The sequence below is a fragment of the Alistipes sp. An66 genome (genome assembly GCF_002161445.1).
In the GTDB taxonomy this organism is placed as follows: Bacteria; Bacteroidota; Bacteroidia; order Bacteroidales; family Rikenellaceae; genus Alistipes; species Alistipes cottocaccae.
Window position 1 is genome coordinate 25,946 of the sequence record NZ_NFHT01000008.1, and the last position, 26,020, is coordinate 51,965.

Consider the following 26,020-nt stretch of genomic DNA (forward strand, 5'->3'; position numbering starts at 1 on the left):
AAGAATCAGATGCCCTCGTGGGCGCAGACCCGGCCCAGTTTGGTCTCCACGATGCTGGATATGGCGTATTCGAGCGCCTCGTCGTCCTCGTCGCGGCTCACGGTGAAGAATTTCCCCTGCGGCGAGCAGTACTGTACCGTGCTGACCGCATTGCACGAGGCCGGATCGCAGACGATCACGGCATCGATCTCCTCCTCGCGTGCCAGCATCGCGTTGTAGAAGGCGAGCAGTTGGCGCGGCGAACCCATCGACGGAATAAGCACCAACATCCCGGAACAGCCGGTGTCGGCCAGCGAAGAGCCCAGTTGCAACGAATAGCGTTCGGCGATGCGCTCGGCGATTTCGGCCGGAACACCATATAACAGAATATTCATAAGCTTCAAAATTTAAAACAGGTACGGCAGCCCATACTACGTCCGAACCCGCATACCCATCCCCCGGGGCGCACGGAACCGAATTGATTTGGCAGGTCTTCTGACTTACTCCCGTTCCGAAGCCTTCCCGATCGCGGAGGATCAGTGGCGAGATGTTCGGAACGTCCGCGGAGTTTCACAGCAGCGGGACTGTCCGGGACTTGCACCCGGTTCCCTTTTCATTCCCTCCCCGCACGGGGAGCAGGAAACCAAATCCGGAGCAAAGATAGCGGATAATCCGGAAAAACAACGCTCCGAAGCAAAAAATCGAACCCGATCGCCCTTCCACGGCCCTCCAAAGGCGATCCCGGAAGAAGGCTGAAAAGGCCGAAACCTCCGAAAACAGGAAAAAAGAGCGACGGGCAAAAGCGTCGATCGGAGTCAAAAGGGCGAAGAAAAGGGTGCGCTGCGGGAAAGATCCGCCCGCCGGATTTGCACAGATCGCGGCGATTCATTACCTTCGATGCCGACATACACCCCGACCCGATGATGAGACCTTTCATATACGGAGCCCTGCTCCTCCTGTTCTCCGGCTGTTCCGGAGGAGGAATACGACTCGCCGAAACTCTCTCCCATGCCGAGAAAATCGTCGCAGAGGCGCCCGACAGCGTTCTGCGGCTCCTCCGGGAACTTCCGACCGACGCCCTCCGAAGCCGGGAGCTCCGGGCCCGTTACGCCCTGCTCCAGGCCGAAGCCGCAGAACGCGCCGGAACACCCAACAACAACGACTCGATCCTGCGGATCGCCTGGGAGTACTACCGCAAGCATCCGCACGAGATCCGCGGCATCTGCAAAACCCTCTACTACCGGGGGCAGAGCCGGCTGCGCCAGGGCGACAAACCCGGAGCCCTGCGCCTCTTCCTCGAAGTCGAGGAGAAACTCCGCCCGATCGACGAACCCTATTATCTGGGGCTGCTCTACCTGCGCATCGGCGGCGTCTATCGCGCCGAGCTCAACTTCGTAAGGGCTTACCGCTATTACCGCGACGCCCGCGATCTCTTCATCCGTTCCGACGCCTCCCGCCAAACAACCGAAGCTCAACTCGGCATGACGGTCTCGGCACTGCGGATGCGCGATCTGGGACGTGCCCTGCGCGACTGCTCGATGGCGCTCGAACGGGCCGACGAACTGCATGACGACACCCTCGTCCGACGGAGCCTCGCCCTCTTCGCCACGATCTATACCGTTGCGGAGACCGAGCGGATTCCCCATGACCTGTTACACCGCATCGAAGCCTCGATCCGCAGCGACACCTCCGCCGCAGAATGCTGTACGCGGGCACAGACCTTCCTGCTGCATAACCGGCCCGACAGCGCGCGGTACTATCTGCAACAGGCCGAAGCGCTGGATCCGGACGACGACATGCAGTCCATGATCGAATACACGGCCTACCGCGTCGAGTCCCGTGCGGGCCGCTACCGGGAGGCCGCGCGGAAGATCGACCGCTTCATCTTCCTGAACGACTCGCTGACCCGAACGGCCTTGCAGACTTCGGCCGGGATGATCGAGCGCGACTACTTCCGCGAACGCGCCGCTTTCGCCGACTTCCGGATGCAGAACCGCCGCCTGGGCGAATGCCTCGTCGCAGCAGTCGTACTGCTGGTGCTCCTGATTGCGGGGCTGATTCTCCGCCAGCGCATCCGGCTCCACAAGGAGCGCAACGAACGTTATCTGCTGCTCGTCCGCGAGGCCGAAGCCGAATACCGCAACCTGGCCCGCAGTCTCCAACAGCGGGACCGCGACGAAGCCCGCATGAAGGGGCTCATCGCCTCGCGGTTCGACATCGTCGACCGACTCGGAAAGACACTCTACGAACGCGAAAACACCGTCTCGGGACAGGCTGTCATGACCCGCGAGGTGAAACGCATCATCGAGGGGTTCGCCGAAAACGGAGACATGTTGCAGGAGCTCGAACACATCGTCGACATGGCGCACGACGGCGTCATGCGGAAACTCCGCCGCAACTTCCCGAAGATGAAGGAGTCCGACGTGCGGCTGTTGTGCTACATCTTCGGCGGATTCTCGCCCCAGGTCATCAGCCTCTTCATGGAAGAGAACGTCGCCAACGTCTATGCCCGCAAATCGAGACTGAAATCCCGCATCAAGGCATCCGAAGCTCCCGATCGGGAGCTGTTTCTCACCCTGCTCGGAACGGTGTCAGAACGGTGTTAGAAATACGGACGGAAGGCGAATTGCAATAATCTGCAAATCAATATCTTATATCGAAAGGTGTTAGATCTGGAGGGTTTGTCGTGCAATCCGAAACGCGGCAAAACCGCTAATTTTGCATCCGGAAATCCGATCTGCCACCCCCCGGGGCAACCGGAATTCACGACACCAAAATCGAAATAACAAATGCGTAAATTCATCATTGCAATTCTGATCACCGTACTGAACGGTATATTGTTTCTGACCTCCTGCGACAAAAAGAACGACAGTCCCAACGACAAGGATGCCGTGGCTCGGATCACGGTGGTCGACGAAAAGGGCGTTCCGCAGGGAGGACTTCCCGTCCTCATCTACGACGAGGAGGGATACGAGAAATTCCGCAAAGACCGCAATACCGAAGCGAAAGCCTTCACCGTGACCCTGCCGAACGGCCAGGTCAATTACCGGCTTCCCTATTCGGAGTGGTTCACCGCAGGAAGCCGCCTCGTGGCATTCGTCATCCGCGAGGAGCTCGACGCGGAGAATTACAGGATCTGGGCCATCAGAAAAAACATCAAGGCGGCCGAGCAGATACGGATCGATTTCCGGATCGACCGGACGGAAACTCCCGCCGATCCTGACGTCCCCGCCGTTCCCGAAGAACCGACGGGCACCCCGATCGACATGTATGACGAGGAGAACGGCCGCACGACGCTCTTCGGCGAGACCCTCACCCTCGACGCGGAGCACCGTCTGGCTGGCAACAACCGCTATTCGTTCATCGACGCGGGCGCCGTCCAGGGACTCGACGACATGGGCGAGCTCCGGCTCGACAAACACGCCGGAACAATGGCAATACGCCCCGGAAACGGCTATTTCGTCTGCAAGGATATCGCTCTGATGGAATTCCCCTCGGGAAAATGGGCGCTGGCCATCATCTCGGAACTCGCCCGGATATACGTCTCGGAATGGATCTCGAAAGAGGAGCGGATCGTAGGCGCCCGACTCCGCTATACGGTCGGTCAGCCCGGAACAGGAGAACTGCCCGAATGGGGATCGACCTACGAAATGAAACTTTCGGGCGATCGGTCGGTGACCATACCGCTCCCGGAGTCGTCCGATGATTCGGAATGCGCTCCGCGAGGCAATACTCCGGTCCGTTTCAGCTATGCAAAGGATCATGCGACAGCGCAGATTACGGACCCCGACATGGCGGAAGGAAAAGAGTATACGTTCTTCATCCGTTCGGGAAGCCGGTACACCGAAGCCCGAATCCGGATTCTGAAATAATCCGTCCCCGGATGCCGACAGCCTTCGGGCCGATTGGATAGCGGAGAGATGACTCGCCTTGGGCGAATGGAGGATGGGAGAACCTCCAAAGGCCCGAAACGGCTGCCGCATCCGGGGACTTTTTTTCAACATCCGACGCAACGATCCGCCGGCCGGATCCGACGATTCGATTGCGGGCATGCTCGTCTCTCCCCACGATCCTGCACGATCTCCCGCAACCGGAATACCGCCGAAAACCGACCGACAGATGCTGATTCTACTGCTGCTTGCACTCCTGCGCCTCTCCGGACCGCTGCTCCTGAAATCCATAAGGCAGCTCCGGCGGCGATGAATCCGCCAACCCGAATCCCCGGTTTGCCGCCGGACGCACGCGGAGTCCCTCCGGTTTTTCCCCTTTTCCGACAAATTCCTGCTTCCGGAATGATCCTCCGAAGGCAGGATTTCGTATCTTTGCCGTATGAACCGCTCGTCCGAACATACGGCCCTCGATTTTACCGCCACACTGCCCGCCGCCGACTTTATCGCACGCTTCCGCGATCCGGAGCGCATCGCCGCGTATTGCCGCGCGTGTCCCAACTACGGCCGCAGCTGGGCCTGCCCGCCCTTCGGATTCGACATGGACGACTACCTCGCAGGCTACCGAACGGCGTTGATCATCGCTACGAAAATAACCCCCTCAAACCCGGGGCTTCCCTTTCGCGAAGCCGGACGGCTCTTCCGACCCGAACGGGTGCGGCATGAAAGCCGGCTGCTCGACATGGAGCGCCGGTACGGCGGCCGGGCGTTCGCCTATGCCGGGACGTGTCTCTACTGTCCGGAGGGGTGCTGCACCCGTCCCGCAGAGGCCCCGTGCCGGCACCCGGAGTGGGTGAGGCCCTCGCTCGAAGCCTGCGGTTTCGATCTCTGCCGCACGTCCGAGGAACTGTTCGGAATCCCGCTGCTGTGGAGCTGCGACGGGCGGATACCCGAATACCTGATGCTCGTGAGCGGTTTTTTCCACAACGCCGGAACGATCGAATGGGAGGAGTGACGATGAAGACACGGATGATACGAAGTTTGCGGGTGATACTCGGGATTTTGGCCCTGGCAGCCGTCGGATGTACGGCCCGGGAAGGGACTGGCGTCTCGGTCGACGGCTTTCTGGCCGTGGAGCATCCCGACAGCGCCCGGCGGCTGCTACGGGCCATGAACCCGGAGCGGATGAGCCGCAACGACCGGGCCCGCTGGTCGCTGATACTGGGGCTGGCCGAAGTCTCGTCGGGCGACACCCTGGCAGGCAAAAAGTTCCTTGACCGTGGTATGCGCTACTACGACCGTCACGGTTCGGACAGCGAGCGGGCCGCGGCGTGGTACACCTACGCCCAGGCGCACGTCAAGACGGGCAATCTGGAAGAGGGAATCCGGGGCTACACCCAGTCAGCGATTCTGGCCGAAAAAGCCCTTGCTGCAAAACGGCTTGACGATTCGCTGCGGAGGAGAACCGAGACGCTGCTTGTGGCCGTCTACCATACGCTGGGACTGCTCTATTTCGAGCAGGGGTACGACGCCGTGGAGCCCTTTGCGAAGGCCGTCGAGGCGGCCCGCGCGAACGGCAACACCGAGCAGGAGGGATACAGCCGCTTCATGCTGGCCTCGTCGTACTGTGCCAACGGGGATTACGAACAGGCCGTAAAGACGCTGGAACCGCTGGTCGAGGCGGCCGATACGATTCCGTTCCGTTACTTCGCCCAGCAGATCCGCCTGCAAAACCTCGTGTTCCACGCCTACCTCGGGGACTGGACACCCGAGCAGCTGTTGGCCGCACGCGACAGCATCGATCTCGACGTGATCCGCAAGGCCCCGCTGTCATACGGAACGGCCGCATCGGAAGATACCGGACGCTCTTTCTACAACGTCGCCTCGGCAATCATCTTCCAGCAGGACAGGCAGCTCGATTCGGCACGCTACTACATCGAACAGTCGCTCGATTGCCGGGATACGTTCCATCAGGGCGATGTCGGGCTGTTCGACCTGGCTGCCGAAATCTACCACGACCGGGGCGACGACTCCCGGGCCTACGACTACATGAGGCAGTATGTCTCGGTGAAGGATTCGCTCTTCGAGGTGCAGCGCGGGGCGCAGGTCGCCGAGCTCGAACGACGCTACCGCACGGCCAACGAGGTGGCGCTGCGCGAGGCGTCGCTCCGTTACCGGGCTTGGATTACGGCGCTGGCGGCCGTACTGGTCGTCACGGCGGCGGGGTGGGCCGTAGTCAGCTACCGCCGCAAGCTGCGCCGACGCGACGAGCAGTTGAGCGAGTCGCTGGCCCTCGTGGACTCCTACCGCGAGTCGCACGACAGCCTCACGTCGCGGCTCGACGCGTCGGATGCCCGCGAAGCGGCCGTGAAAAGGCTTCTCGAAGGGCGTGTGGCCGCCGTGCGCGACATCGCCGCGACGTATTACACCTTCGGCGAGGGCGAGCGGCTGACGGCCAAGATGCGCGAACTGGCGTTGAGTCCCGCGGTGCTGGCCGACGTCGTGGGAATGGCCGACCTGTACAGCGACCGGGCCGTCACGCGGCTCTGCGAACAGCTGCCCGGATGGACGGCGCGCAACTATGACTTCGCGGCGCTGGTCATCGCCGGGTTCTCGCCGCAGGAGATCTGCGTCATGCTCGGCATGTCGCTCAACGGCGTCTACACGCTCAAATCGAAACTCAAACGGCGCATCGCCGAATCCGGAGCCGCCGATCGCGAGCGGCTGCTCGCGTTTTTCAACTGATCGGCCGCCGTCGGGACGGGTTCGGCGGCGGAGCAAGGCGACGGCCGTTGCCGGCAAGATTTTTCCGGAATTCGGCATTGCACATCAGGCAGTTGGGATCGGGCCGGCAAGATCCGATCCGCACCGGAAAGGTCCTTTCCGATGTAATTTTGCAGCAGAAAGAACCCCCTTCGAAAACTGCAAAACGATGAAATTCCACACGCTCTGCCGGCTGCTGATTCCGGCCCTCCTTTTTCCCGCGTTCGCCGCACATGCCCAAACTGCCACCCGTTCGGACACGCCGTCCGACGCCACGATCCGCGGGCGGATCATTGATTCGTCGGACGCGCCCGTCGCGGGTGCTGCCGTCGTATTGTTCGACCGCGACTCGGTCTATCTGGACGCCGTCGCCTCGGGTGCGGACGGGCGTTTCGAGATCCGCTCGGCGGTGCGGCCCTACCGGTTGCAGATCCAGCATCTGGTCTATGAGTTGTATTGCATCGAGTCTGATCTTTCCGATTTGGGCGATATCCGCCTGACGGAGGCGAATACAGCCGTCGATGCCGTGGTGGTCAAAGGCGAGCGTCCCGTGGTGCAGGTCGAGCAGGGGCGGCTCTCGTACGACCTCGAAAGGCTGGTCGAGGGGCAGGCCGTCAACAACGCCTACGAGGCGCTGACGCGGTTGCCGGGCGTTGCGGAGCAGGAGGGCGCGCTGACGTTGGCCGGAGCGTCGTCCGTCACGGTGATTCTGAACGGGCGCCCCTCGACGATGACCCCGGAGCAGCTGGCCTCGCTGCTGCGTTCGACGCCGGTCGATCGGGTGGAGAAGGCCGAGGTGATGTTCAGCGCCCCGCCGCAGTACCACGTCCGCGGAGCGGCGATCAACGTCGTGCTGCGCCGCAGCCACGAGACAGCCTTCTCGGGCGAAGTCCATGCCAACTACACGAACCGCTGGTACGATACCTACGATGCCGGCGGAAACTTCGTCCTTACGTCGCCCCGATGGTCGGCGGATGTTACCTATTCGGCGGCCCGGAGCAAGGAGCTGTCGAGTTTCGACCTGCGCTCGCTGCACACCTTCGAGGGGAGGCAATACGACATCCGGCAGGATGAATGGATGACCGACGAGGGGTGGAGCCATCAACTCCGGGCCGCCGTCGAGTACGCCCCGAAGCAGCGGGGGCGGGTGAGCGCCGCCTACACCGCGTCGTTCTCGCCGAACACCGACGGTCTGTCCCGTTCGACGGGAACCTATGTCGAGTCGCTCTCGAAGAAGTTGAGCGACCGGACGCTGCACAACCTCGCGCTGCGCTATACCTCGGCATTCGGGCTCGACCTGGGCCTCGACTACACCCATTACGACAATCCCGGGCGTTCGACGCTCGAAAACGACTATGCCGACGGGTCGGCCACAGCCTTCGATATTGTCTCGGGGCAGCGCATCGACCGGCTGAACGCCACCGTCGACGAACGTCACGTATTCGGCTCGGGCTGGGAGCTGACGGCCGGCGGGGCCTTCGCCTTCGCCCGTTCGCACGACCGGCAGCACTACACCGTGCTCGAAGGCGCGCCCACGACCTCGGACACCGACGCCCGGCTCGACGAATACACCGCAAACCTCTATGCCGGTTTCGGGCGTCAGTTCGGAAAGATGAGTTTCTCGGCCTCGCTCGCCGGGGAGTATTACCGTCTGGGCGACTACGAGAACTGGTCGTTGTATCCGCAGGCGTCGCTGAACTGGATGCCCTCCGAGCGGCATATCGTGCAGCTGAACTTCTCGTCGGACAAGGAGTATCCTTCGTACTGGGAGATGCAGGGCGCCGTCTCCTACATCGACGGCTATTCGGAGATCCACGGCACGTCGGGACTCCGTCCGTCGTGCAGCTACGAAGCGCAGGCCGTCTACATCTATCGCCAGAAGTACATCTTCGTGCTCTTCTGGAACGAACAGCCCGACCACTTCGTGCAGGCCGCCTGGCAGGCATCCGACCGGCTGGCGCTGATCTACCAGTCGCTCAACTGGAACTTCAACCGGCAGTGGGGCGCCAATGCCGTCATTCCGTTCCGCATCGGGCGGTGGCTCGACTCGCGGCTGACGCTTACGGGGATGCGGATGCGGCAGAAGTGCGATCCGTTCCACGACATGTCGTTCGACCGCTCGAAGTGGGTCGGCATCGCACGCCTTGTGAACACCTTCCATTTGAGCCGCAAGCCCGCCCTCGACCTCGAAATGAACGGCTTCTTCCAGTCGGGGGCCATTCAGGGGACCTTCGACATCGAACCGCTCGGATCGGCCGACGTCGCCGTGAAGTGGACCTTCGACCGGGGCCGCGCAACCCTTTCCGTGCGCTGCAACGACCTCTTCGACAGCGGCATGCCCAATACGAAGGTCCGCTACCGCGGGCAGTGGCTCAATATGGGTGCACAGCGCCATACGCGCACGGCGACCGTACACTTCTCCTACCGCTTCGGCGGCTACAAGGAGCGCAGGCATAAGGAGGTCGATACTTCGCGATTCGGACACTAAACCAACAGGGCTGCCCGACACGGAGGTGATCTGCAACGGGACGGATGCCGCCACGCTGCTCACCGTCGGGTCACTGGGCGCCGACTTCGTACGCACCTTCCGGCAGCTGACAATCAATTACGAACGGATGTTTATCCGCGGGGAATAGGGTAGCCGCAAGCCCGCCCCGGAACGCCGCGGAACCCCACGACGCCGGCAGGTGTCGGCAGGCCGGCATCGGGCGTCAGTTGAATGTTTGTCAACCGGCGGGCGGGTGTCAGCAGGACATCGGCAGGCGTTACTCGCGGTTCAACGCGTATTCGGGCGACCGGCGGCCGTCCCACCCGAAGCGGAAGGTCAGGCGTCGGCTGCCGGCCGGAAGCCCGAACCGGAACTCCCGGGGATTCGTCGCGGACGACAGCCGGACCGGCGCCCCGTCATCCTCCCGGTAAACCAACTCCACGACACGGCACGAATCCGTCGGCAGGTCGGCATAGATGCAGGCCTGCTGTCCGGGCGTTCCCGAGTCGACGACCATGCCGAACCCGGCGACCGCTTCGGCATCGACGTAATCCCGCTTCCAGACCTTTACCCCTTGCAGCCGGTTGTCGACCCGGCGGAGCCAATAGCGGATCCGGGCACTCTCCGGAAGGTCGAACGCCGGCCAGCAGTCGTTGTGCGCACTCCCGAACCAGTCGTTCGGGATCGTCGGGAAACGCTTCCGGATGTCGACCGTCGCAAAGAAATAGTTCCCGAATCCGGCCACGCCCATCGTCCCGAGCACCTCCGGGTAGGGGCTGCGCGCCCGTCCGTTCGACGAAACGTACCAGTCCCGTCCGCCGACCCGTTTCAGGCGTTCGGCAGCCTCCTGCCGGTATTCCGCCAGCGGGAAACCCCACTCCTGACCCGGCCATTCACGCTGGCCGTCGAAGTGGTCGTGCGAGAGGAACCCGCACCACAACCGTGCGATCTCGTCGTCGTGCAGCCCGATGTAGCTGCATCCGATCGCCCCGCGCGAAAACCCGCACAGGAAAATACGCCGCGGATCGGCCTGCCAGTTTTCGACCAGATGGGCCGCCAGTTCTTTCAGATAGGCCGCCGTCCGCTCGGCATCGCCCCACCAGGTGGTCTCATTCGCCGTTCCGGCCCGGTTGACATAGGGCGGGACCACCCAGATGAAATCGCGTCCCAGCGTGATCGAATAGCCCAGATGCGCCTCCTCGACCGTGCCGTTCCCGTAGGCCCAGCGGTTGCCCGTCAGCTCGACAAGGACCGGATACCGGCGCGAAGGGTCGTAGTTCTCCGGCAGATACAACAGATGATGCACCTCCGTGCCGCGGTACGCGGGGAGCGTCTCGGCAACCTTCCGCCCCGGAGCAGGGGCTCCCGGCACCGTCTCCGGCCAGGAATCAATCAACAGGGTCTGCGCTTCGAGCGCATGGGACAGGCTTCCCGAAACGAAGATCGTCAGCAGGAGGCACAAGGTGCGGAGCGGTTTCATCGCGTCACAGGTTCAAGGTCGGTCGCTTCGTCCCAATAAAAAATGCCAAACAGCGACGAAGCAACCATTTGGCATCCCTTGCGTACCCGGAACCGCATTTGAATATACTAAATTCTATTAAACCTAAATAGAAGTCAAAATAGATGACTTTGCATTTATTTTATTTATTATCAATAGTATATAAACATTCAATAATTTTACCTGACAAATCCCGATTGAACATTTTTTAGCAGACGTGGGGAAAATGTGGGGAAAGATTTCTATCTTTGTCTCAAGCCCCTAGATCTTGCTGAACCATGAAAGTAACCCTCATTCTCAAAAAGAGCGTCACCCGTTACGACACGGAGTCCCAGGCGACCATCTACGCGCGTCTGCGCGACGGCCGGCAACTCGATCTGGTCGCTCCGACCCGTCTTACGATCAATCCGAATCTTTGGGATGACAAGGCCGAGCAGGTCAAGAGCAAAGTCGTCTGCGACGAGGCCATGCGCACCCGCTACAACAACGAAGCCCGCAGGCTCAAGACCTACATCGAGAGAGCCTATCAGAACCGCCCCGAAGAGACGGTATCAAAGGGTTGGCTGAAGGAGGCGCTGGACCAATATTACAATCCGCAGAAGTACAACCTGGAGCAAGTATCCACCATCAAACCGACCTTGACCGCGCTGTTCGACGAGTTTCTCGAAAAGCACCGGCTTTCGGAGGTTCGCAAAAAGAACTATCGCGTCATCAAGCGGGCTTTGCAGCGTTATGAACTCTACATCCGGGCTACCCAGATGGGAAAGGAGGACTTCACGCTGGATGTGGACCGGGTAACGGCCGACACCCTGCGGGACATCTGGAGTTTTCTGGAGAACGAATACCGCTACTGCGCCATCTATCCAGAGATTTACGAGGCCATTCCCGAAGCCCGCACGCCGCAACCCCGAGGAAAGAATACGTTATTGGATTGCTTCTCGCGTATCCGAACCTTCTTCTATTGGTGCAACACCCATAAGAAGAGCCGGAACCGGCCGTTCGACGATTTTCCGCTGGAGGAGTGCACCTACGGGACGCCGTATTATATCACCATCGAGGAGCTGCACCGGATCTACGCCACCAATCTGAAGCGCCATCCCCAGTTAGCCATCCAGCGGGATATCTTCGTTTTCCAATGTCTGATCGGCTGCCGGGTAGGCGACCTGCTGAAGATGACGAAATCGAATCTCATCGGCGGCGCTATCGAATACATTCCGCGCAAGACCAAGGAGGGACGTCCGCTGACGGTACGGGTACCGCTCAACGCCATGGCCACGGAGATTCTTGCCCGGTATGAAGCCTGTGACGGCGACAAGCTGCTGCCGTTCATCTCCGAACAGAAATACAACCTGGCCATCAAGCGGATCTTCAAGGCGGCCGGGTTGAAGCGATTGGTTACGGTCATCAACCCGACGACCCGCGAAGAAGAGAAGCGGGTATTGTATGAGATCGCCTCGTCGCACCTGGCGCGTCGGACCTTTGTCGGCAATCTCTACCGGCAGGTCAAGGATCCCAATCTGGTCGGCGCTCTGAGCGGACACAAGGAGGGCAGCAAAGCCTTTGCCCGCTACCGCACCATCGATGATGAAATGAAAAAAGAATTAGTAAATTTGTTGTCATAATTGAACGCAGTGCGTTCACTATTCAATAGCGAGATCCATGGGGCAGGTGGAATACGAAGCCTTCAAGGCAAAGTTGCGGGAGTGGATGGAGGCCCATCCCGAAGAATATGCCGCATTCGAAGAGTCGATGAACACCCGGGATATGGCCGGGTGTCAGGCCGTATTGCTTCAGGCCATCGCCCTTATTCCGCAATATCGGAAGCTCGCGACGGCCAAGGCCAATGAAGGGCTGTTCGACCATGTCGACGAGATCGAACAGGCCGCCCAAGACAACGACCTCGCCCGCAAACTGATCGGAGAGTGTGAGCAGCCGGTTGCCGGATCGCCGGTTCCGGCAATGCTCTGCTGGCTCTACTTCGGAAAGAGCTTCGAACGCATGGTGGAGCATTGTGAAGAGTTACGCCGATCTCCCGACCTGGGTTACTTCCAGAAGATCACCATGAGCGCCACAATCCGATTGCTGATTGCCCGTTCCATCAAACTGGGGCTTCGGACCCGGGAGGAGTGGAAAACCCACCGCGAAGCCATGCGCCTGGCAGAAAGCGATCAGGTGCTGGATTGGGCCATGGAGGAGTCGTCGGACGACAGGAACGGCTCAAAACGCAAGCCGGGGCGTCCGGGAACCACCCGCTCTTTGACGGAGATGTTCGCCCCGACGGTATCCCGTCCCGAGGAGTTGCGACGTAAGATCGGGACGTATCTCCTCACCCGGCATACACAAACCGATATTGCCCGACTGAAGATCGCCCTCGAAGAGTTGCGTTATCTGACGCTCCCGATTCCGATCAAACCGTTCCGCGACGCACTGCAGGAGGAATACAGCCGAGAGATTCGCATCGTCCACGAACGCGGTATTCAAGAGGCATACAGCCGGCTGACCGAGCCGCTGCTTGCCGGAAAATCGGTCCGAGATCGAGGTCCCGAAGCCGTCGCCATTCGCGAAATCAAAGATTTTCTATCCGAAACGAACTCGTTTAATTCGTCCGAACCTGCCGCGAATTAAACGCTTAAAGTTCGTTCAATCAAGTTATTATATTTGCGCCGTTACTCGGATATCCGGGTGACGGCGTCGCTTTTTGTTCCGCCGGAAAGCGCCGTCCCACCCGCGCGGAAACAGCAACTTATGAAAGACTTATTATCCATCCTCCGCGAAGCGCCCGGAAGCATTCGTCTGGAGGTAAGCGGCGAGGATCTGCTGGCCTTCTCCAGCAATCTGATCAATCGCGCCAAAGAGGAGTTGGCCTCCCAGGTCGCCGAAGCTCGCAAGGTACGCTTCCTGACCAAGGAGCAGGTCAAGGAGCTGTGCGGCGTATGCGATGCAACGCTCTGGCATTGGAACCGGAAAGGGTATCTGAAGGCCGTCAAGATCGGCAACAAGATCCGATATCGCTCATCGGATATTCAACGGATTCTCGGTGAGCGAGAGAGCAAATAGTCGATTGAGAATGCCGGGGAGATCCCCGAGCATTCGAATAGCAGAGGTAACAGAGGCAAGTTTGTGTTTTTGTCAGCCAAAAACCGGCCGCAAGGCCCTATCCCGATGGTCTCAACTCAAAAATTCCAATCCATGAATACACCGAAGAAAGGGGGCCGTCCGCCTTTGGGACGCGCCCGAAAACAGGAGTACCGCATTACCCTGCGGTGCAACACCGCCTGCAACTTCAAGCTCCGCGCCCTGGCCCGTGCGGCCGGCACCACGCGCACCGAGGTGCTGCGGCAACTGATTCTCCACGGCTCGGTCCGCGAGCGGCTGCGGAGTGAACACCTCGAATGGCTCGCCCAGCTCAAGGGCCTTGCCCGCAATCTGAACCAGCTGACCCGGCTGGCCCACGCCCAGGGATTCGCCGCCGTCGCAGCGCGACATGCGACGCTTCAGGCCGAGCTGGTGCGGATGATCGAAGCCCTGCGCCGTGATCGGTAAGGTCATTTCGGGAGGATCGTTCGGCGGCACGGTCGGCTATGTAATGAAGGAGCAGTCGCGCGTGCTGGAGGCTCGGGGTGTCGAGCCGCCCGGCGTACGGGAGATGGTCGAGGATTTCGAGGATCAGGCGCGCCTCAATCCCCGCTTGAAGCAGAACGTCGGACATATCTCCCTGTCGTTTTCGCCGGAGGATGCCCCGAAGCTCACCGACGAACGGATGACACAAATTGCCCGGGAATACATGCAGAAGATGGGCATCACCAATACGCAATACCTTTTGGTGCGACACCTCGACCAGCCCCATCCCCATTGTCATCTGGTCTACAATCGCGTAGGTGATCACGGGCAGACCATCTCCGACCGCAACATCAAACTCCGTAATGCGAAGGTCTGTCGCGAGCTGACCGAACGCTTCGGGCTGCATCTGGCTCCGGGCAAGGAGGCCGTCCGGCGGGAACGGCTGCGTGAGCCCGACCGGACCCAGTATGAGATTTACGATGCGATCAAGGAGTGCCTGCCCAAGTGCAGGAACTGGAACGAACTGGAAGGCAAGCTAAAGGAACAGGGCATCAATGTCCGCTACAAGTATTGCGGTTCTACCAACCAAAAGCAGGGCGTTCTGTTCTCGAAAAACGGGCTTGAGTTCTCCGGCTCGAAGGTCGACCGGGCCTTCAGTTTCTCGAAGCTGGATCGCCACTTCGGACAAGTGCAACAGCGACAAGCAACCCTGATGTCGGGACTCAAGGCGGCAGTCGGGAGCTTCCGGGCTGCTTTTGCTGGTCTGTTCGGAGGCGGGCGTCCCTTCTCCGCAACGGGAGGCGGTGGAAGCCATGGCGCAGGATCGGTGTCGCTCGGCAGTGCCGGGTCGATTCCACTGCCGCCGTTCGACTCGCCATTTGCCCTTTCACCCGAGATGATGCAGCGACGTGAGGGCGAGAGCCCCGAGGAGCATATAGCCCGCATCACGGCACTGATCAACAAGGCGGCCGAGGCGATGGCCGTGCCCTCATGGAGCGCAAGCGTCGCATGGAGGCACGCTCCCGCAAAATCGGATAACAAACCTAAAATACGAAAAGATGAAAGAGAACACCCTGGAGCTCTCCTTCGAGATGTACGAAGAGTTGAAGGAGACCCTTATCAAAACGCTCCGCACGGAGTTGGCCGAGGCCCGATCGCAACCGGTAGCAACCATTGATACGGACGCGATCAAGCATCTGCAGATTCGGATTCTGCAATTGGAACAGGCCCAGACAAGGGTAAGCGAGGCACAGCAGGAACGGGGCCATCGGATCGAACAACGGCTGCAAGCGATCTCCGAGCGGCAGGAGCAGATTAGCGAAGACCTCGGAGTGCAGATTTCGGAGATCGACGAGAAAGTGGCTGAATTGGAGATTCCCGAGGAGCTGCCGCCGCGGATGGTTCAGCACCGCTTCTCGTTCTCACTAGACGCAACTCGCAACTTCTGGCTCTTCATGTCGATGTTTATCGTGATTGCAGTGCAGTCTGTCGGGCTCTACCTGGACTGGCGGCCCGACCGCAGCCGGTATGACAACGACCTGAAGTATCGCTATGTGCTGATGAAAGGCGAGGCATCGCCGAAGCGGCTGTCGGAATTGGAGGAGTTGTTCGAGACTGAGCGGGACCAACGACGTATCGACTCAATGCGGCAGGATGTCGAGAAGTACGAGCGGTTGGTACGCAGAAGGGCCGCTCTCGACGAGCAGGCGCGGCTGAAAGCTCAAGAGGCCGAACAGCTCAAACGCGATGCTGCGAAGTTAAAAAACAAGTAGCCCTTCCCTTTCTGCCGCAAAGATAAGCTGCCGGACGGACCGCGCAAGGTCAGAACAAGTTGCCACAGGCAAACCTTGCGCAAATCCCTCCGGCGGCTTTGGCTTGTCGCTACCAAACGGGAAGGGCGGAATAAAAGGTAAAAGCGACACTTGAGCGATACATCTCTTTCCATTCATGAACTAAAAAATGTTGATCAGGACGAGTTTTTCAAGATTGTCTTATGAAAATTTGGGAAATCTTCGTTTTTCCCCGAAATAGCACGTATCTTTGAAATCGAAAAACAAACGGCCATGAAAACCAATCGGGAAGAGATTCTGCAAAATGCCCTGCAACTCTTCATGTCGATGAACTACGAGAGCGTCAGCCTGCAAATGATCGCCCACAGCGTCGGGCTGACCAAAACCGGGATCTTCAACTATTATCCCTCGAAACTCGATCTGTTCATCGCCGTGGCCGACCGCTATCTCTTCCATCTCCAAGACCCCGAAAACAAGTTCGCCCCGTCGGACGGGTCGCTGCGCGACTTCATCGACAAATACGTCGAGGGCGTGGAGCGCACGATGGCCGAAATCGTGCGCCTGGGCAACATCCAGCGGGAGAAGATGCCCGGACAGTTGGCCAATGCCGGTTACTTTCACCTCTACCAGCAGGTGCTCTTCTACTATCCCGACGGCAAGCAGAAACTCCACGAGTGGATGGAAAAGGAGGAGCTACTCTGGAACGACATCATTCGGGGGGGGGTCGAACGCGGCGAACTGCGCGAAGACACCGACATACAGGAAGCCGCCGCTCTGTTCCGGCAGGTCTTCATCGGACTGGCCTATCAGATGTCTTTCTCCGACGGCCTCGATGTCGGAATTCTCCGCAAGCGTTTCCACCATATATACGGGCTGTTGACGCGGTAGGGAGTCCCCGTAGGGCCTTTTCCCAAAAATCGAAGCAAAAATATGACCGATCGGTCATATTTTTGCTTTTTTATGCTATCTTTGCCTCCATAAAAAACTGACCAACCGGTAACTTTTATGGAAAACAAACCTTTCGAACGCATCCAAAGGAGCTTCAACTACACGCCTGCGAGCATCTTCACGAACCAGTGGTCGAATCTGGCCTTCGGCGTGGGGATGATCGTCATTCCGGCCCTCTTTCCCTTTGGTCTTCGTATCCGCCATCTGCGGATTCTCTCGCCGGCAGTCTTCTCGACCATTCTGATTGTGGGCGGCGTGCTGCTGCTCTTCTTCACCTGGCGGGGCATACGCAATGCCCGGGCGCTGAAAGCCGCAGGCGGGCGGATCACCGTCGACGGCACGCGCGTAACCTACCCCGAGGTCGAAAAGGGGAAGGTCGAATACCGCTCGTTCCTCACCTCCGACATTGAGTATGTGAAGGATGACGAGGAAGAACACCAGTGCAAGGTCAAGACGCCGGACAACTACATCATCTTCGAGGCCAAATATTTCGATTCGTGGGAGGAGTTCGAAGCCTTCCGTTCGCTTTTGGGATAAAAAACAATAAACAAAAAACATACGGATATGATGATCAAACTGACGAAAATTGCCGTGGCGATTGTTGTCGCCGCCTTGACGCTTACGGCCTGCGGCTCGGGCGAAACCTTCCCGATGGCCTCCGCCGAGGGACTTGCCAAAATCAGGGAACTCGTTGCGGAGCATGTGGACACTTCGAAATACAAGATCTACGAGGTGGAGTGGCGCGAGGACAACCGTGACCGCCAACTGGAGAACATCCTCACGTATATCGACGTCTATTATATCGACGCCGACAACAACAACTACCACCTCGCGTTCCAACTCACCAACGGGAAGTTCGAGACCGACGGCCCGGAGCAGAACGATCGTCAGACCAACTCCTACGCCTGTTCGACACCGCTTGACCTCGCGGCCATCGACTTTGACTACCTTCAGAAAATCGGCGAAGCGGCGGATGCGCTGGTGATGTCCGATGAGGAGGGCAAGAAGCTGACATTGAAGTCGGCCGGGATGTTCCGTTTCCGGGTCTGGCCGGTGTCGTTGAGCAACGTCGACCGCTGGAACCGCAGCGAGGAGTACCGTGCGGAGTCGCAACAGATGCAGGTACAGTTCGAACTGAATTACGTCGACGAGAGCGAGTCGCCCGAATACCAGGGCCGCTTCACCGTGACGAACTACTACACCGTCGCCTTCACGGCCGACGCTGCTGGCGAGGTTGCCATCGACGACTGACCGGCACGGATCATGGGACCCAAACGCTGGATCTGCGCCGCCATGCTGCTGACAACCGCAGGTTGCGCTACCACCCGGAGAACCGCGCGTCTCGAACCGACCGTCGCGGTCAGCGAATCAACCCGATGGCACGACTCGGAGGATGCCGACCTTGTCAACCGCCGGCTGAAACCCCTCGAACGTCCGCAGGTGCGCTTCGAGGTCGAGCACGCCATCCGGCATGCGGATTCGGTCTGGGTGGTGGCCCGCGCGACGATTCCCCACCGCTCGATCCGCCGCAGGGAGTGTTTCAAGGCGACGTGCGTCCTTCAAGCCCCCGAAGGGTTCATGGAGCTGGGCGAACTGTCGCTCGACTCGGGCCATTTCACTCCCGATGAAGAAGAGGGCGTGGATGTAGTGACCCGTCCCGGACGGATGCAGAACCTCTATCTTTCGTGGCGCTTTGCCTGGGACGAGCGCATGCGGATGAATAGTTTCATCGTGGTCTTCGCAAGTCTGACCGACGGCCGCCACCTGTTCCAGTATCTGCCTCTGATGCTGCCGCTCTTTTGGTGCGACGATACGGAGGATGAATTTTTCTGGCCGCAGTCGGCCGGAATCCCCGCGGAGGCCCTGTTGGAACACTCCCCCTTCGGAAAACAATAACCCGGTCGGTTTCAAAACGTGTCGGGCAGGAGAGCCGACACAGGAAAAGGGACAAAACAAGGTTTTCGAGAACTGTTTCCGATTTTTTTGTACCTTTACCTGATCTTCAAGCCCAAGTACGCACGTTCCATGAACCACCCCTTATACGGATACTCCCTCTGTGCCGCCCTGGCCCTGATGCTCTTCTTCGGCATCTACTTCCTAACGGCCCGAACCCCCGACAAACCCATTTTCAGCAACTACCTCCGCTCGCGGCGAATCATGGGCGTGGCCCTGCTGGTTCTGGCCGCCAACTACCTCGTACACCTGCTGTGCGAACTGCGCTTCTCGCATCCGGACCAGGCCATCTTCCTGAACCTCTCGACCTACTACCTCTCGGCCTGGCTGTTCAGCTCGGCCCTGACTTCGCTGCTCGACCGGAACTACCTCTGCCGGAACCGCTTCCTGCGGCACATCCTCGGATGGCTGCTCTTCACGGGCGTGTCGGCCGTCGTGCTGCTCCTGATGCCCGCCGGAATCCCCCAGTTCATCGGACTGCTGATCATGGCCATCTGGTTCTTCGTCTACGCCTTCCGCCTCGCCCGGAGGCTCGTACGCACCTACCGGAAGGCCGTGCGCATAGTCGATGACTTCCACTCGGACCACATCGCCGCCTATATCCGCTGGCTCTCGATCTTCACCTACTGGGCCGTCGTCTACGGCGTCGGGTGCGGAGTGCTGACCTTCCTGCCGAAACGCTACGTCTTTCTGTGGGTCCTCTCCTCGATCCCCTTCTACATCTACCTCTTCTGCTCGTACATGAACTACCTGCTCTTCTACGAACAGGTGGAGCGCATCCTCGAATCCGAAATGGAATGCAAGCCCGATACGAATCTCCCCGACAGCGAGGATACCGCGCCGATCGGGCACCTCACCATTCCGCCGAAACTCACACTCTGGCTCAACGGGCACGGATTCACACAGCCGGGACTCACCATCGAGGAGCTGGCCGAGGAACTCGGGACCAACCGGACCTATCTGGCCGATTACATCAAGACGACTTACCACACCTCTTTCCGGGAATGGATCACGATGCTGCGTCTGGAATACGCCAAGAGCATGCTCGTGAAGCATCCCGAGCAGACCGTCTCCTGGATCTCCGAAGCCTCGGGGTTTCTCTCGCAAAGCCACTTCACGCGGATCTTCACCGAAAAGGAGTCCTGCACCCCCGCCCGATGGCGCAAATTGAAGGATTAACACGGCGGGATGATTCCGGAAAAATTTGTCTGTGTAACAATTTTTTTTGCCTGAACCACAATTTTTCTTGCCTGAACCGCAATTTCTTGCCTAAACTACAAAAGGAGCCTTTGCCGATTTTGACCGGATGTTTTTTGTTCGTATTTTTGGTAAAAATGTTCAATTCCCGAATATCTCCAAAAACTTCCGTATGAACAAAAAAATCCGCTCTCTGCTCGCAGCCTTCGCTGCATTGTGCTGTATTGCCGGAATTCGGGCCGCAGAGCCCGAGGTCATCGGTGAATACACCGTCCAGTTCCGCTGGAACAAATGGACCGTCACGGACGAAACCCAGATTCAGGCGCTGGAACCGCTTCTGGCCCTCCTCGACAGCCATCCCGAGGCCACGGTTGAGATCGTCGGATGGGCCGACCCGACGGGTACCGTCGCAGCCAACCGCATCGTCACGCAACGCCGTGCGGACAACGTCGCCGGCTACCTGATCCGAAAGGGTTTCCCGGCCGGACAGATCTCCGCCCGGGGTGCCGGCATCGACACCGCAGAGCCCGACTACGGAAAGGCCCGGCGTGCCGTCGCCACGGTGCGCATCCTCGTCGAACCCGCACCGCAGCCCGAACCCGCCCCCGAACCGACTCCCGCCATGGAGACCCCGGCCCCGACCCCGGCCGAGACAACGGCCGAGACAACGGCCGAAGCCGCAACGGACATCGCGCCGGAACCGGCCCCCGTTGCCGAAGTTCCCCAGACCGAAGCCGAGCCGTGGAATCCCGGAAAGTTCGCCCTGCGCACCAATGCGCTCTACTGGTTGGGACTGATGCCGAACCTCGGCATCGAATGGCGGCCCGCCGAACGGGTGGGAATCGTCGTCAACGGAGGCTATGCCATGTGGAAAAAAGACTCGTGGGAACACAACTGGGCCGGATGGTTCGTGGCACCCGAAGTGCGCATCTACCTCGGTGAGAAGATGAACTGGTTCGTAGGCCCGCAGTTCCTGGCCGGAGGTTTCAACCTCAAACCCGGCGACAAGGGATATCAGGGCGACGTGCTGGCCGGAGGCGTCATGGGCGGCTACCGCATGAAACTCTCCCGCTGCTGGGACCTCGACTTCACCCTCGGAGTGGGCTATGTACACCTCGAATACGAAAGCTACCGCCGGGAGGGAAACATGAACGCCTACATCAACGACAATCTCGAAAAAAATACCGTCCTGCCGATCCAGGCCGGCGTAAATTTCATCTGGAAAATCAACTGACGCCATGAAAAAGACTCTTTTCTCAATATGCGCGGCGATCATACTCGCCGGATGTGTCAAGGTCGAGGTCGACTGGAGCCACCCCGGAACGGGGAAAATCACCCTCATCACCGACTGGTCGAAACGCTCCCCGGATGCCGCCATGCCCGACCGGTACGGCATCCGTCTGTTGAGCCCCGAATTGGCCTGGCTCGTCTCCGAGACCCGTTTCGAAATCCCCAACCTCCTCGAACCCGGGACCTATTCCCTGCAAGTCTGCAATGAGGCCGACAACCTCCAACTCAACGGTTCGATCGTTTCGCTCTACGCCCAAATCGAAGCGCTGTCCCACAGCACAAGAGGTCCGGTAAGTCCCGAGGTCTACTACTTTTACGAAGTTCCCGGATACTTTTTCTGGGGCAGCGTGACGCAGGCCATCGAGGCTGACCGCGATTATGAGATTACGGTGCCGATGCGCCAGATCACCCGCCCGGTGGAGATCGACCTGACGATCGAGGGAGTCGACCTGGAAGATTACAACTCCTTTTTCGTGTATATCAACGGAACGACCGATGCCTGGGATTGCGAAGCCAACAAACCGGCCGGACAACAGATGATTACGGCAATCGAGTGCGAACCGCAATCGGGCAACCGACTGACGGGCCAAACCCGGATGCTGGGCGTCATGGAGGATCTGACCATCAAAATGGAGCTTGAATTACTCATCGAAACCGAAACGGTTTTTGATTGGATAACGAGTGATCCGATCGACCTCTCGGAGGAGTTCAAGGATTTCAACACCACAGACCGGACGGTTCCGCTGGTTATCAAAAAGACCGTTACGATACGTACCTCCCGGTGATTCCTGCCGTGCGGACGGGACGACGTCACGCCGCCCGAATCGGGACAGACAGGCGCCCGGCACCGTCTTCCCGACGGCCGTGAGGTGCGGCCCGTGCCAGCACTCTGAACGACCGACCTCCCAAGAGCGAAGGGGCGGCTCCGTACAGGAGCCGCCCCTTCGCTCTGTCGGACCCGCTGCAACCGGAACTCCGACGAAAGGTCCCGGGCCCGACGGGCCCGCACGCCCCTCTCCGGACAAAAAAACGGACGGCCCGAAGGCCGTCCGTCCCCAAAAAAATTCCCATCCCTATCGTCTTGTCGCAAGTCCGGGCCGACGAGGGGGTCTACCGACCCTCCGCCGAGACCCGTCCCTGCGGAAAACGCACTGTTACCACGTCGCCTCCTTGAACGACGGATTCCCGGAAAGGCCGCAGGCATCGTATCCATGCCCGGTCTGATCGACAATCTTGTTGTTTATCGTCCAACTCGAATTGGGGTCTTGGTAGTTGGTCTTTTCACACTCGTCCATCTTCCAGTAGGCCAGCAGGTCGGGAGACTGCGGATCGACAACCACCAGATCCTTGACATTGGCGATCTCGTTCGCCGAGAGTGCCCGCGTCCAGACCCGCGCCTCGGCCAGATAGCCGTCCAAAGGCCGGTTGCCCTGGTAAATCGAGGCACACCCGAGGCCAAATCCGATCTTTCCGCTGGGCGAACTGTGGACGGTCGAAAGGTTCACCGTCTCGCCCTTGTGCTTCATCTCGGTGACGAACTGTCCGTCCAGGTAAATACGCAGCGTACTCCGGCTCCAAACGCCGGCCACATGATACCACTTCCCGGTGGAACACGGAGATGCGGTCGCCGCCGGCTGGTAGTCGCCCTTGCAGACCTGGAAGACATTGTTGTCGATCTTCACGTCGCCGAAACGCAGGCAGACTTCGCCTTCGAGACCCATGATCGACGAAATGTAAGGATTGTTGTTCTGGAAGTTCTCCACATAGACCCGGCATTCGAGCGTAACCTCCGGAAGAGCCGACAGGTCGCTCTGGTTGTAGAACCCCGGCACGACGTATTTGTTGCCGGACCCGATGTAGACGCCCTTGCCCCGAGCCGGAGCCCGCAACACAAGATAAAGCGTGCTCGACGATGCGAGAATCGGCATACTGCCATCGGTATGCACAATCCGAAGCGGCAGACAATAGAACTTTCCCGGATCGAGCGGCTGATTCATGGTAATCTCTATATCATCCGAGACATTGGTTCCGGCCTTGATTGTCGCCTCATTCTTCGAGAAGTCATACAACGTCTCGTCAAGCAGTATCGACGAGCGTCCGGAAGAGATGTTGTAGGATTCGAGCAGTTCGGGGCAAACCTCGACGGTCACGCGGGTATCCCTGTCCACAATCTGCGAAGCGGAGATCGAAAACCGGGCTTTCTCTCCGGCCGCAGAGATCGTTACGACCTTTGCCTGTTCCCGCTGGGCCTCCGTGATGTAGATCGAAGGCTCGTATTCAGCAGCTTCCTGACATCCTGCAAGGATCAAAACAGATGCCAGTGCGGCCCATATTCGTTTCATTTCCATAGTTTCTGTTTTTTAGGCAATTAATTTTTCGGCGCGTAAGCCTCAAACTCACAGCTGTTATAAGCCCAAGAATAGGGGATAATGGTCATCCGGATATATCGGCACTCGACCGGGCTGCGCAATTGCAGATATCGCCAGTTTCCCTCCGTAAGCGCAAGTTCAACGTCACCCGAAGCTTGCGACTCCCATTTCTGTCCGTCAACACTTACCGCAACATCGCGCAACTGCTTGAACGAATAATCGATGAATCCCATACGCCAGCCAACGATCGTCCGTACCGACGCCATATCCACCTCTACCTTCACTTCGGGCGTTTCATCCGTAAAAACGGTCCATCCATCTTTTAAATCACCATCAAACATATCTTCCGAGTAATCGGTGCCGTTAGCCGTGTACTTCCAGCCCGTCCGATCCTCGATAATCGTTCCATCGACAGAATCGACCTTTTCCTCCACATTGGTCTGCGACTTCGAGATAATGACATAGCGCGTCAGCTGGCTTTCGTCATAAAGCCAATAGTCGTCCGAATTCCCCAGGTCAATCCGGTAGGCGATCATGTAGTCGCCGTTCTCGAGGGTTTCGGGATCCCTGACGCCGATGGTGATCGTCGGGGCCGTCTTCTCGCCCTGCCGCAGGACGATCGACTCGGGCCGCGTCGTCTTGTCCACCGACAGGAGCTGATAGGAGGTTCCGTGGGTCTTATTGTACTGTTCGACCAGGGTCGGATCCACATCCAGCGCGAAGGTGACATCCTCCGAGGCTCCGTATTGCAGGGAGAATCCCAGCTCGCAGGTCCCCGCCTCGATCAGCGTACCGTCGCCCAGCGCAACGATCTCCAAATTCTCGATCTGTTTGCCGGTAAGACCCACGCTGTTGGTCTTCGTATCTTCGCTCACCGACACCTTCACGTAGAGGATCTCGCTCGCCGTGTTGGAGGCAACGCCCGCAATACCCGAATGGTCGGCACGCACGACGGCCAGATACGACTTGCCGGGTTCCAGGTTTCCACCCGTAATGGTCATCCGCACGGGCAATTCTTCCGACGAATGCCGTGAGCCGGCCGCAAAGTGGAACGACCCCGAGAAGGATACGTTTGCAGGATCGATCGCCTCGTAATCGGTATAGTTGTATTCATTGTAGGCCTGGACAAGCGAGGGATCCAGCACCAAAGGAATGGTCATGTCCGTGGCGGCAAAGCCCGACAACGACCCCGTCAGCGAAACGGCAACCGCCTCGGTGGCTCCCGACGGGAAACGAACCAGGTTCACACTCATCTCACCCGCCTGATCCAGCGTCAGCAGATTCTTCGAGTAATCGCCCTGCGGTGCCGGATTGGCAATCTGGATCGCCTGACGCATGTACTTGTAGGGCATCTCCGCATTGCCGTACTCATACTCCATGTGGTAGGCGCCGAAGCCGCAGGAGGTCTCCTCCATGGCGAAGTAGGCCATACCCAGCAGCGAGGGGATCGTCTGGCCGTTGTAGGAATAGTTGGCGCCGCCGGTCTGCCAGAGCGACTCGAAGTTCTCGGTGAAGATGATCTGCTCGGGACGCCAGCTGCGCGAGGCGGCATTGGACGTTCTCTGACGGAGATTGGCCGCTCCATAGCAGTTGTAAGCCTGCGAAACGGCATAATCACAGAGCTCACCGATGTTGGCCGGAAGCCAGTCGCTGTCAATGTTGCCGTCGATCAGGAACAGACGTCCCGTTCCCGACTTGGGGCCGATATACTTGCTCAACTCCTCGGCAAACTTCTTGAAATTCTCCGGGTTCTGGTTCATCGGGCCAATGTGGTCGGAAGCCGTTTCGAAGTCGATATCCATACCGTCGTACTGATACTTGTCCATCGAATCCTTGCCCCACGCCTTGGCGTAGGCCACGATACCCTCCTCGGTGATCTGTCCGTTGACCTTGAACTCCTCGGGCATGTCCTTCGCCGAGATACAGAAGACGACCTTCGTCCCCTTGACCTGCTGCACGAAGGCCTTGTCCTCGATCTGCTCGGGGCTCAGACTGTGCCACTGGCTCCAAATCGAGATGATGTCCATCGAGTCGGGAGCGCTGCGCAGGCGGCTCTGCTCCGAGGCTCCGATCCCCGTCCAGGATCCGTACCACCCGAAAGCCAGTTTGTGATCGGTCTTTTTATAGGCCCGCAGACGTGCATAGTAGGCATCGTCGCGCGGGAAGGGCGACTGCTTATCCGGATACTGGATCCGGACCGGTTCGGGGGTCGTCTGCTTCTCACAGGAGAAAAGCAGGGCCAGACCCGCAAGCAGCGTCAATATCTGAATGAATGCTCTTTTCATGAGTTTTTCGAT

The 26,020-nt window shown here is 59.2% G+C and carries 21 protein-coding genes, 1 pseudogene and 1 riboswitch; of the genes and pseudogenes, 18 read left to right on the plus strand and 4 right to left on the minus strand.

Annotation, left to right across the window (positions count from 1 at the left end; all coding sequences use genetic code 11):
• Positions 1–5: 5 nt before the first annotated feature.
• Entirely contained in the window at positions 6–374 is a 369-nt protein-coding gene (locus B5G16_RS06945) for a hypothetical protein (protein ID WP_087262620.1), read from the minus strand.
• 73 nt (positions 375–447) lie between these two features.
• Positions 448–642, minus strand: a riboswitch (cobalamin riboswitch).
• A gap of 260 nt (positions 643–902) precedes the next feature.
• Between B5G16_RS06945 and B5G16_RS06950 the strand changes: the two genes are divergently transcribed.
• The 5 genes from B5G16_RS06950 (at position 903) to B5G16_RS06965 (ending at position 9,117) form a co-directional block, all read left to right on the plus strand.
• Positions 903–2,585 (plus strand): hypothetical protein, encoded by a 1,683-nt coding sequence (locus B5G16_RS06950; protein ID WP_087262784.1) that lies wholly within the window; start codon positions 903–905, stop codon positions 2,583–2,585.
• A 183-nt stretch (positions 2,586–2,768) separates the two neighbouring features.
• Entirely contained in the window at positions 2,769–3,851 is a 1,083-nt protein-coding gene (locus B5G16_RS06955) for a DUF5036 family protein (RefSeq protein WP_087262622.1), read from the plus strand.
• Between the two features lie 457 nt (positions 3,852–4,308).
• Positions 4,309–4,881, plus strand: a complete 573-nt coding sequence (locus B5G16_RS06960; RefSeq protein WP_087262624.1) for a DUF2284 domain-containing protein — start codon at positions 4,309–4,311, stop codon at positions 4,879–4,881.
• A gap of 47 nt (positions 4,882–4,928) precedes the next feature.
• A complete protein-coding gene (locus tag B5G16_RS12730; RefSeq protein WP_162612036.1) occupies positions 4,929–6,611 on the plus strand; it encodes a hypothetical protein in 1,683 nt (560 codons plus the stop codon).
• Between the two features lie 187 nt (positions 6,612–6,798).
• Entirely contained in the window at positions 6,799–9,117 is a 2,319-nt protein-coding gene (locus tag B5G16_RS06965; RefSeq protein ID WP_162612037.1) for a TonB dependent receptor, read from the plus strand.
• A 277-nt stretch (positions 9,118–9,394) separates the two neighbouring features.
• Here B5G16_RS06965 and B5G16_RS06970 read toward each other — a convergent pair whose 3' ends face one another.
• A complete protein-coding gene (locus B5G16_RS06970; protein WP_087262628.1) occupies positions 9,395–10,597 on the minus strand; it encodes an alpha/beta hydrolase-fold protein in 1,203 nt (400 codons plus the stop codon).
• A 296-nt stretch (positions 10,598–10,893) separates the two neighbouring features.
• On the opposite strand from B5G16_RS06970, the gene B5G16_RS06975 reads away from it, so the two are divergent.
• From B5G16_RS06975 to B5G16_RS07035, 13 genes and pseudogenes are all read left to right on the plus strand, one after another.
• Positions 10,894–12,237 carry a site-specific integrase gene (locus B5G16_RS06975; protein WP_087262630.1) on the plus strand — a complete coding sequence of 448 codons (1,344 nt, stop codon included), beginning with the start codon at positions 10,894–10,896 and terminating at the stop codon, positions 12,235–12,237.
• A gap of 37 nt (positions 12,238–12,274) precedes the next feature.
• A complete protein-coding gene (locus B5G16_RS06980) occupies positions 12,275–13,240 on the plus strand; it encodes a DUF6043 family protein (protein WP_087262632.1) in 966 nt (321 codons plus the stop codon).
• Positions 13,241–13,360: 120 nt separating this feature from the next.
• Complete coding sequence (locus B5G16_RS06985) at positions 13,361–13,672, plus strand: helix-turn-helix transcriptional regulator (protein WP_087262634.1); 312 nt, start codon at positions 13,361–13,363, stop codon at positions 13,670–13,672.
• Positions 13,673–13,804: 132 nt separating this feature from the next.
• Positions 13,805–14,158: a plasmid mobilization protein gene (locus tag B5G16_RS06990; protein WP_087262636.1), complete on the plus strand. Its 354-nt coding sequence runs from the start codon at positions 13,805–13,807 to the stop codon at positions 14,156–14,158.
• A pseudogene (locus B5G16_RS06995) lies at positions 14,148–15,214 on the plus strand (relaxase/mobilization nuclease domain-containing protein). Before B5G16_RS06990 ends, B5G16_RS06995 begins: the two are co-directional and overlap by 11 nt.
• Before the next feature lie 20 nt (positions 15,215–15,234).
• On the plus strand, positions 15,235–15,948 hold the full coding sequence (locus tag B5G16_RS07000) for a hypothetical protein (protein WP_087262638.1): 714 nt from the start codon (positions 15,235–15,237) through the stop codon (positions 15,946–15,948).
• Between the two features lie 291 nt (positions 15,949–16,239).
• Entirely contained in the window at positions 16,240–16,854 is a 615-nt protein-coding gene (locus B5G16_RS07005) for a TetR/AcrR family transcriptional regulator (protein ID WP_087262640.1), read from the plus strand.
• Between the two features lie 117 nt (positions 16,855–16,971).
• Entirely contained in the window at positions 16,972–17,451 is a 480-nt protein-coding gene (locus tag B5G16_RS07010; protein ID WP_087262642.1) for a hypothetical protein, read from the plus strand.
• Positions 17,452–17,478: 27 nt separating this feature from the next.
• On the plus strand, positions 17,479–18,165 hold the full coding sequence (locus B5G16_RS07015; protein WP_087262644.1) for a hypothetical protein: 687 nt from the start codon (positions 17,479–17,481) through the stop codon (positions 18,163–18,165).
• A gap of 12 nt (positions 18,166–18,177) precedes the next feature.
• A complete protein-coding gene (locus tag B5G16_RS07020; protein ID WP_087262646.1) occupies positions 18,178–18,810 on the plus strand; it encodes a hypothetical protein in 633 nt (210 codons plus the stop codon).
• A gap of 129 nt (positions 18,811–18,939) precedes the next feature.
• Positions 18,940–20,046, plus strand: coding sequence for a helix-turn-helix transcriptional regulator (locus B5G16_RS07025; RefSeq protein WP_087262786.1), 1,107 nt, complete (start codon positions 18,940–18,942; stop codon positions 20,044–20,046).
• A gap of 190 nt (positions 20,047–20,236) precedes the next feature.
• On the plus strand, positions 20,237–21,298 hold the full coding sequence (locus tag B5G16_RS07030) for a DUF3575 domain-containing protein (RefSeq protein ID WP_162612038.1): 1,062 nt from the start codon (positions 20,237–20,239) through the stop codon (positions 21,296–21,298).
• Between the two features lie 4 nt (positions 21,299–21,302).
• Positions 21,303–22,139: a hypothetical protein gene (locus B5G16_RS07035; RefSeq protein WP_087262650.1), complete on the plus strand. Its 837-nt coding sequence runs from the start codon at positions 21,303–21,305 to the stop codon at positions 22,137–22,139.
• Positions 22,140–22,508: 369 nt separating this feature from the next.
• On the opposite strand, the gene B5G16_RS07040 is transcribed toward B5G16_RS07035, so the two are convergent.
• Both B5G16_RS07040 and B5G16_RS07045 read right to left on the minus strand, forming a co-directional pair.
• Positions 22,509–23,696, minus strand: coding sequence for a DUF1735 and LamG domain-containing protein (locus tag B5G16_RS07040; RefSeq protein WP_162612039.1), 1,188 nt, complete (start codon positions 23,694–23,696; stop codon positions 22,509–22,511).
• A 26-nt stretch (positions 23,697–23,722) separates the two neighbouring features.
• Complete coding sequence (locus B5G16_RS07045) at positions 23,723–26,008, minus strand: glycoside hydrolase family 18 (protein WP_087262654.1); 2,286 nt, start codon at positions 26,006–26,008, stop codon at positions 23,723–23,725.
• Positions 26,009–26,020 lie beyond the last annotated feature (12 nt).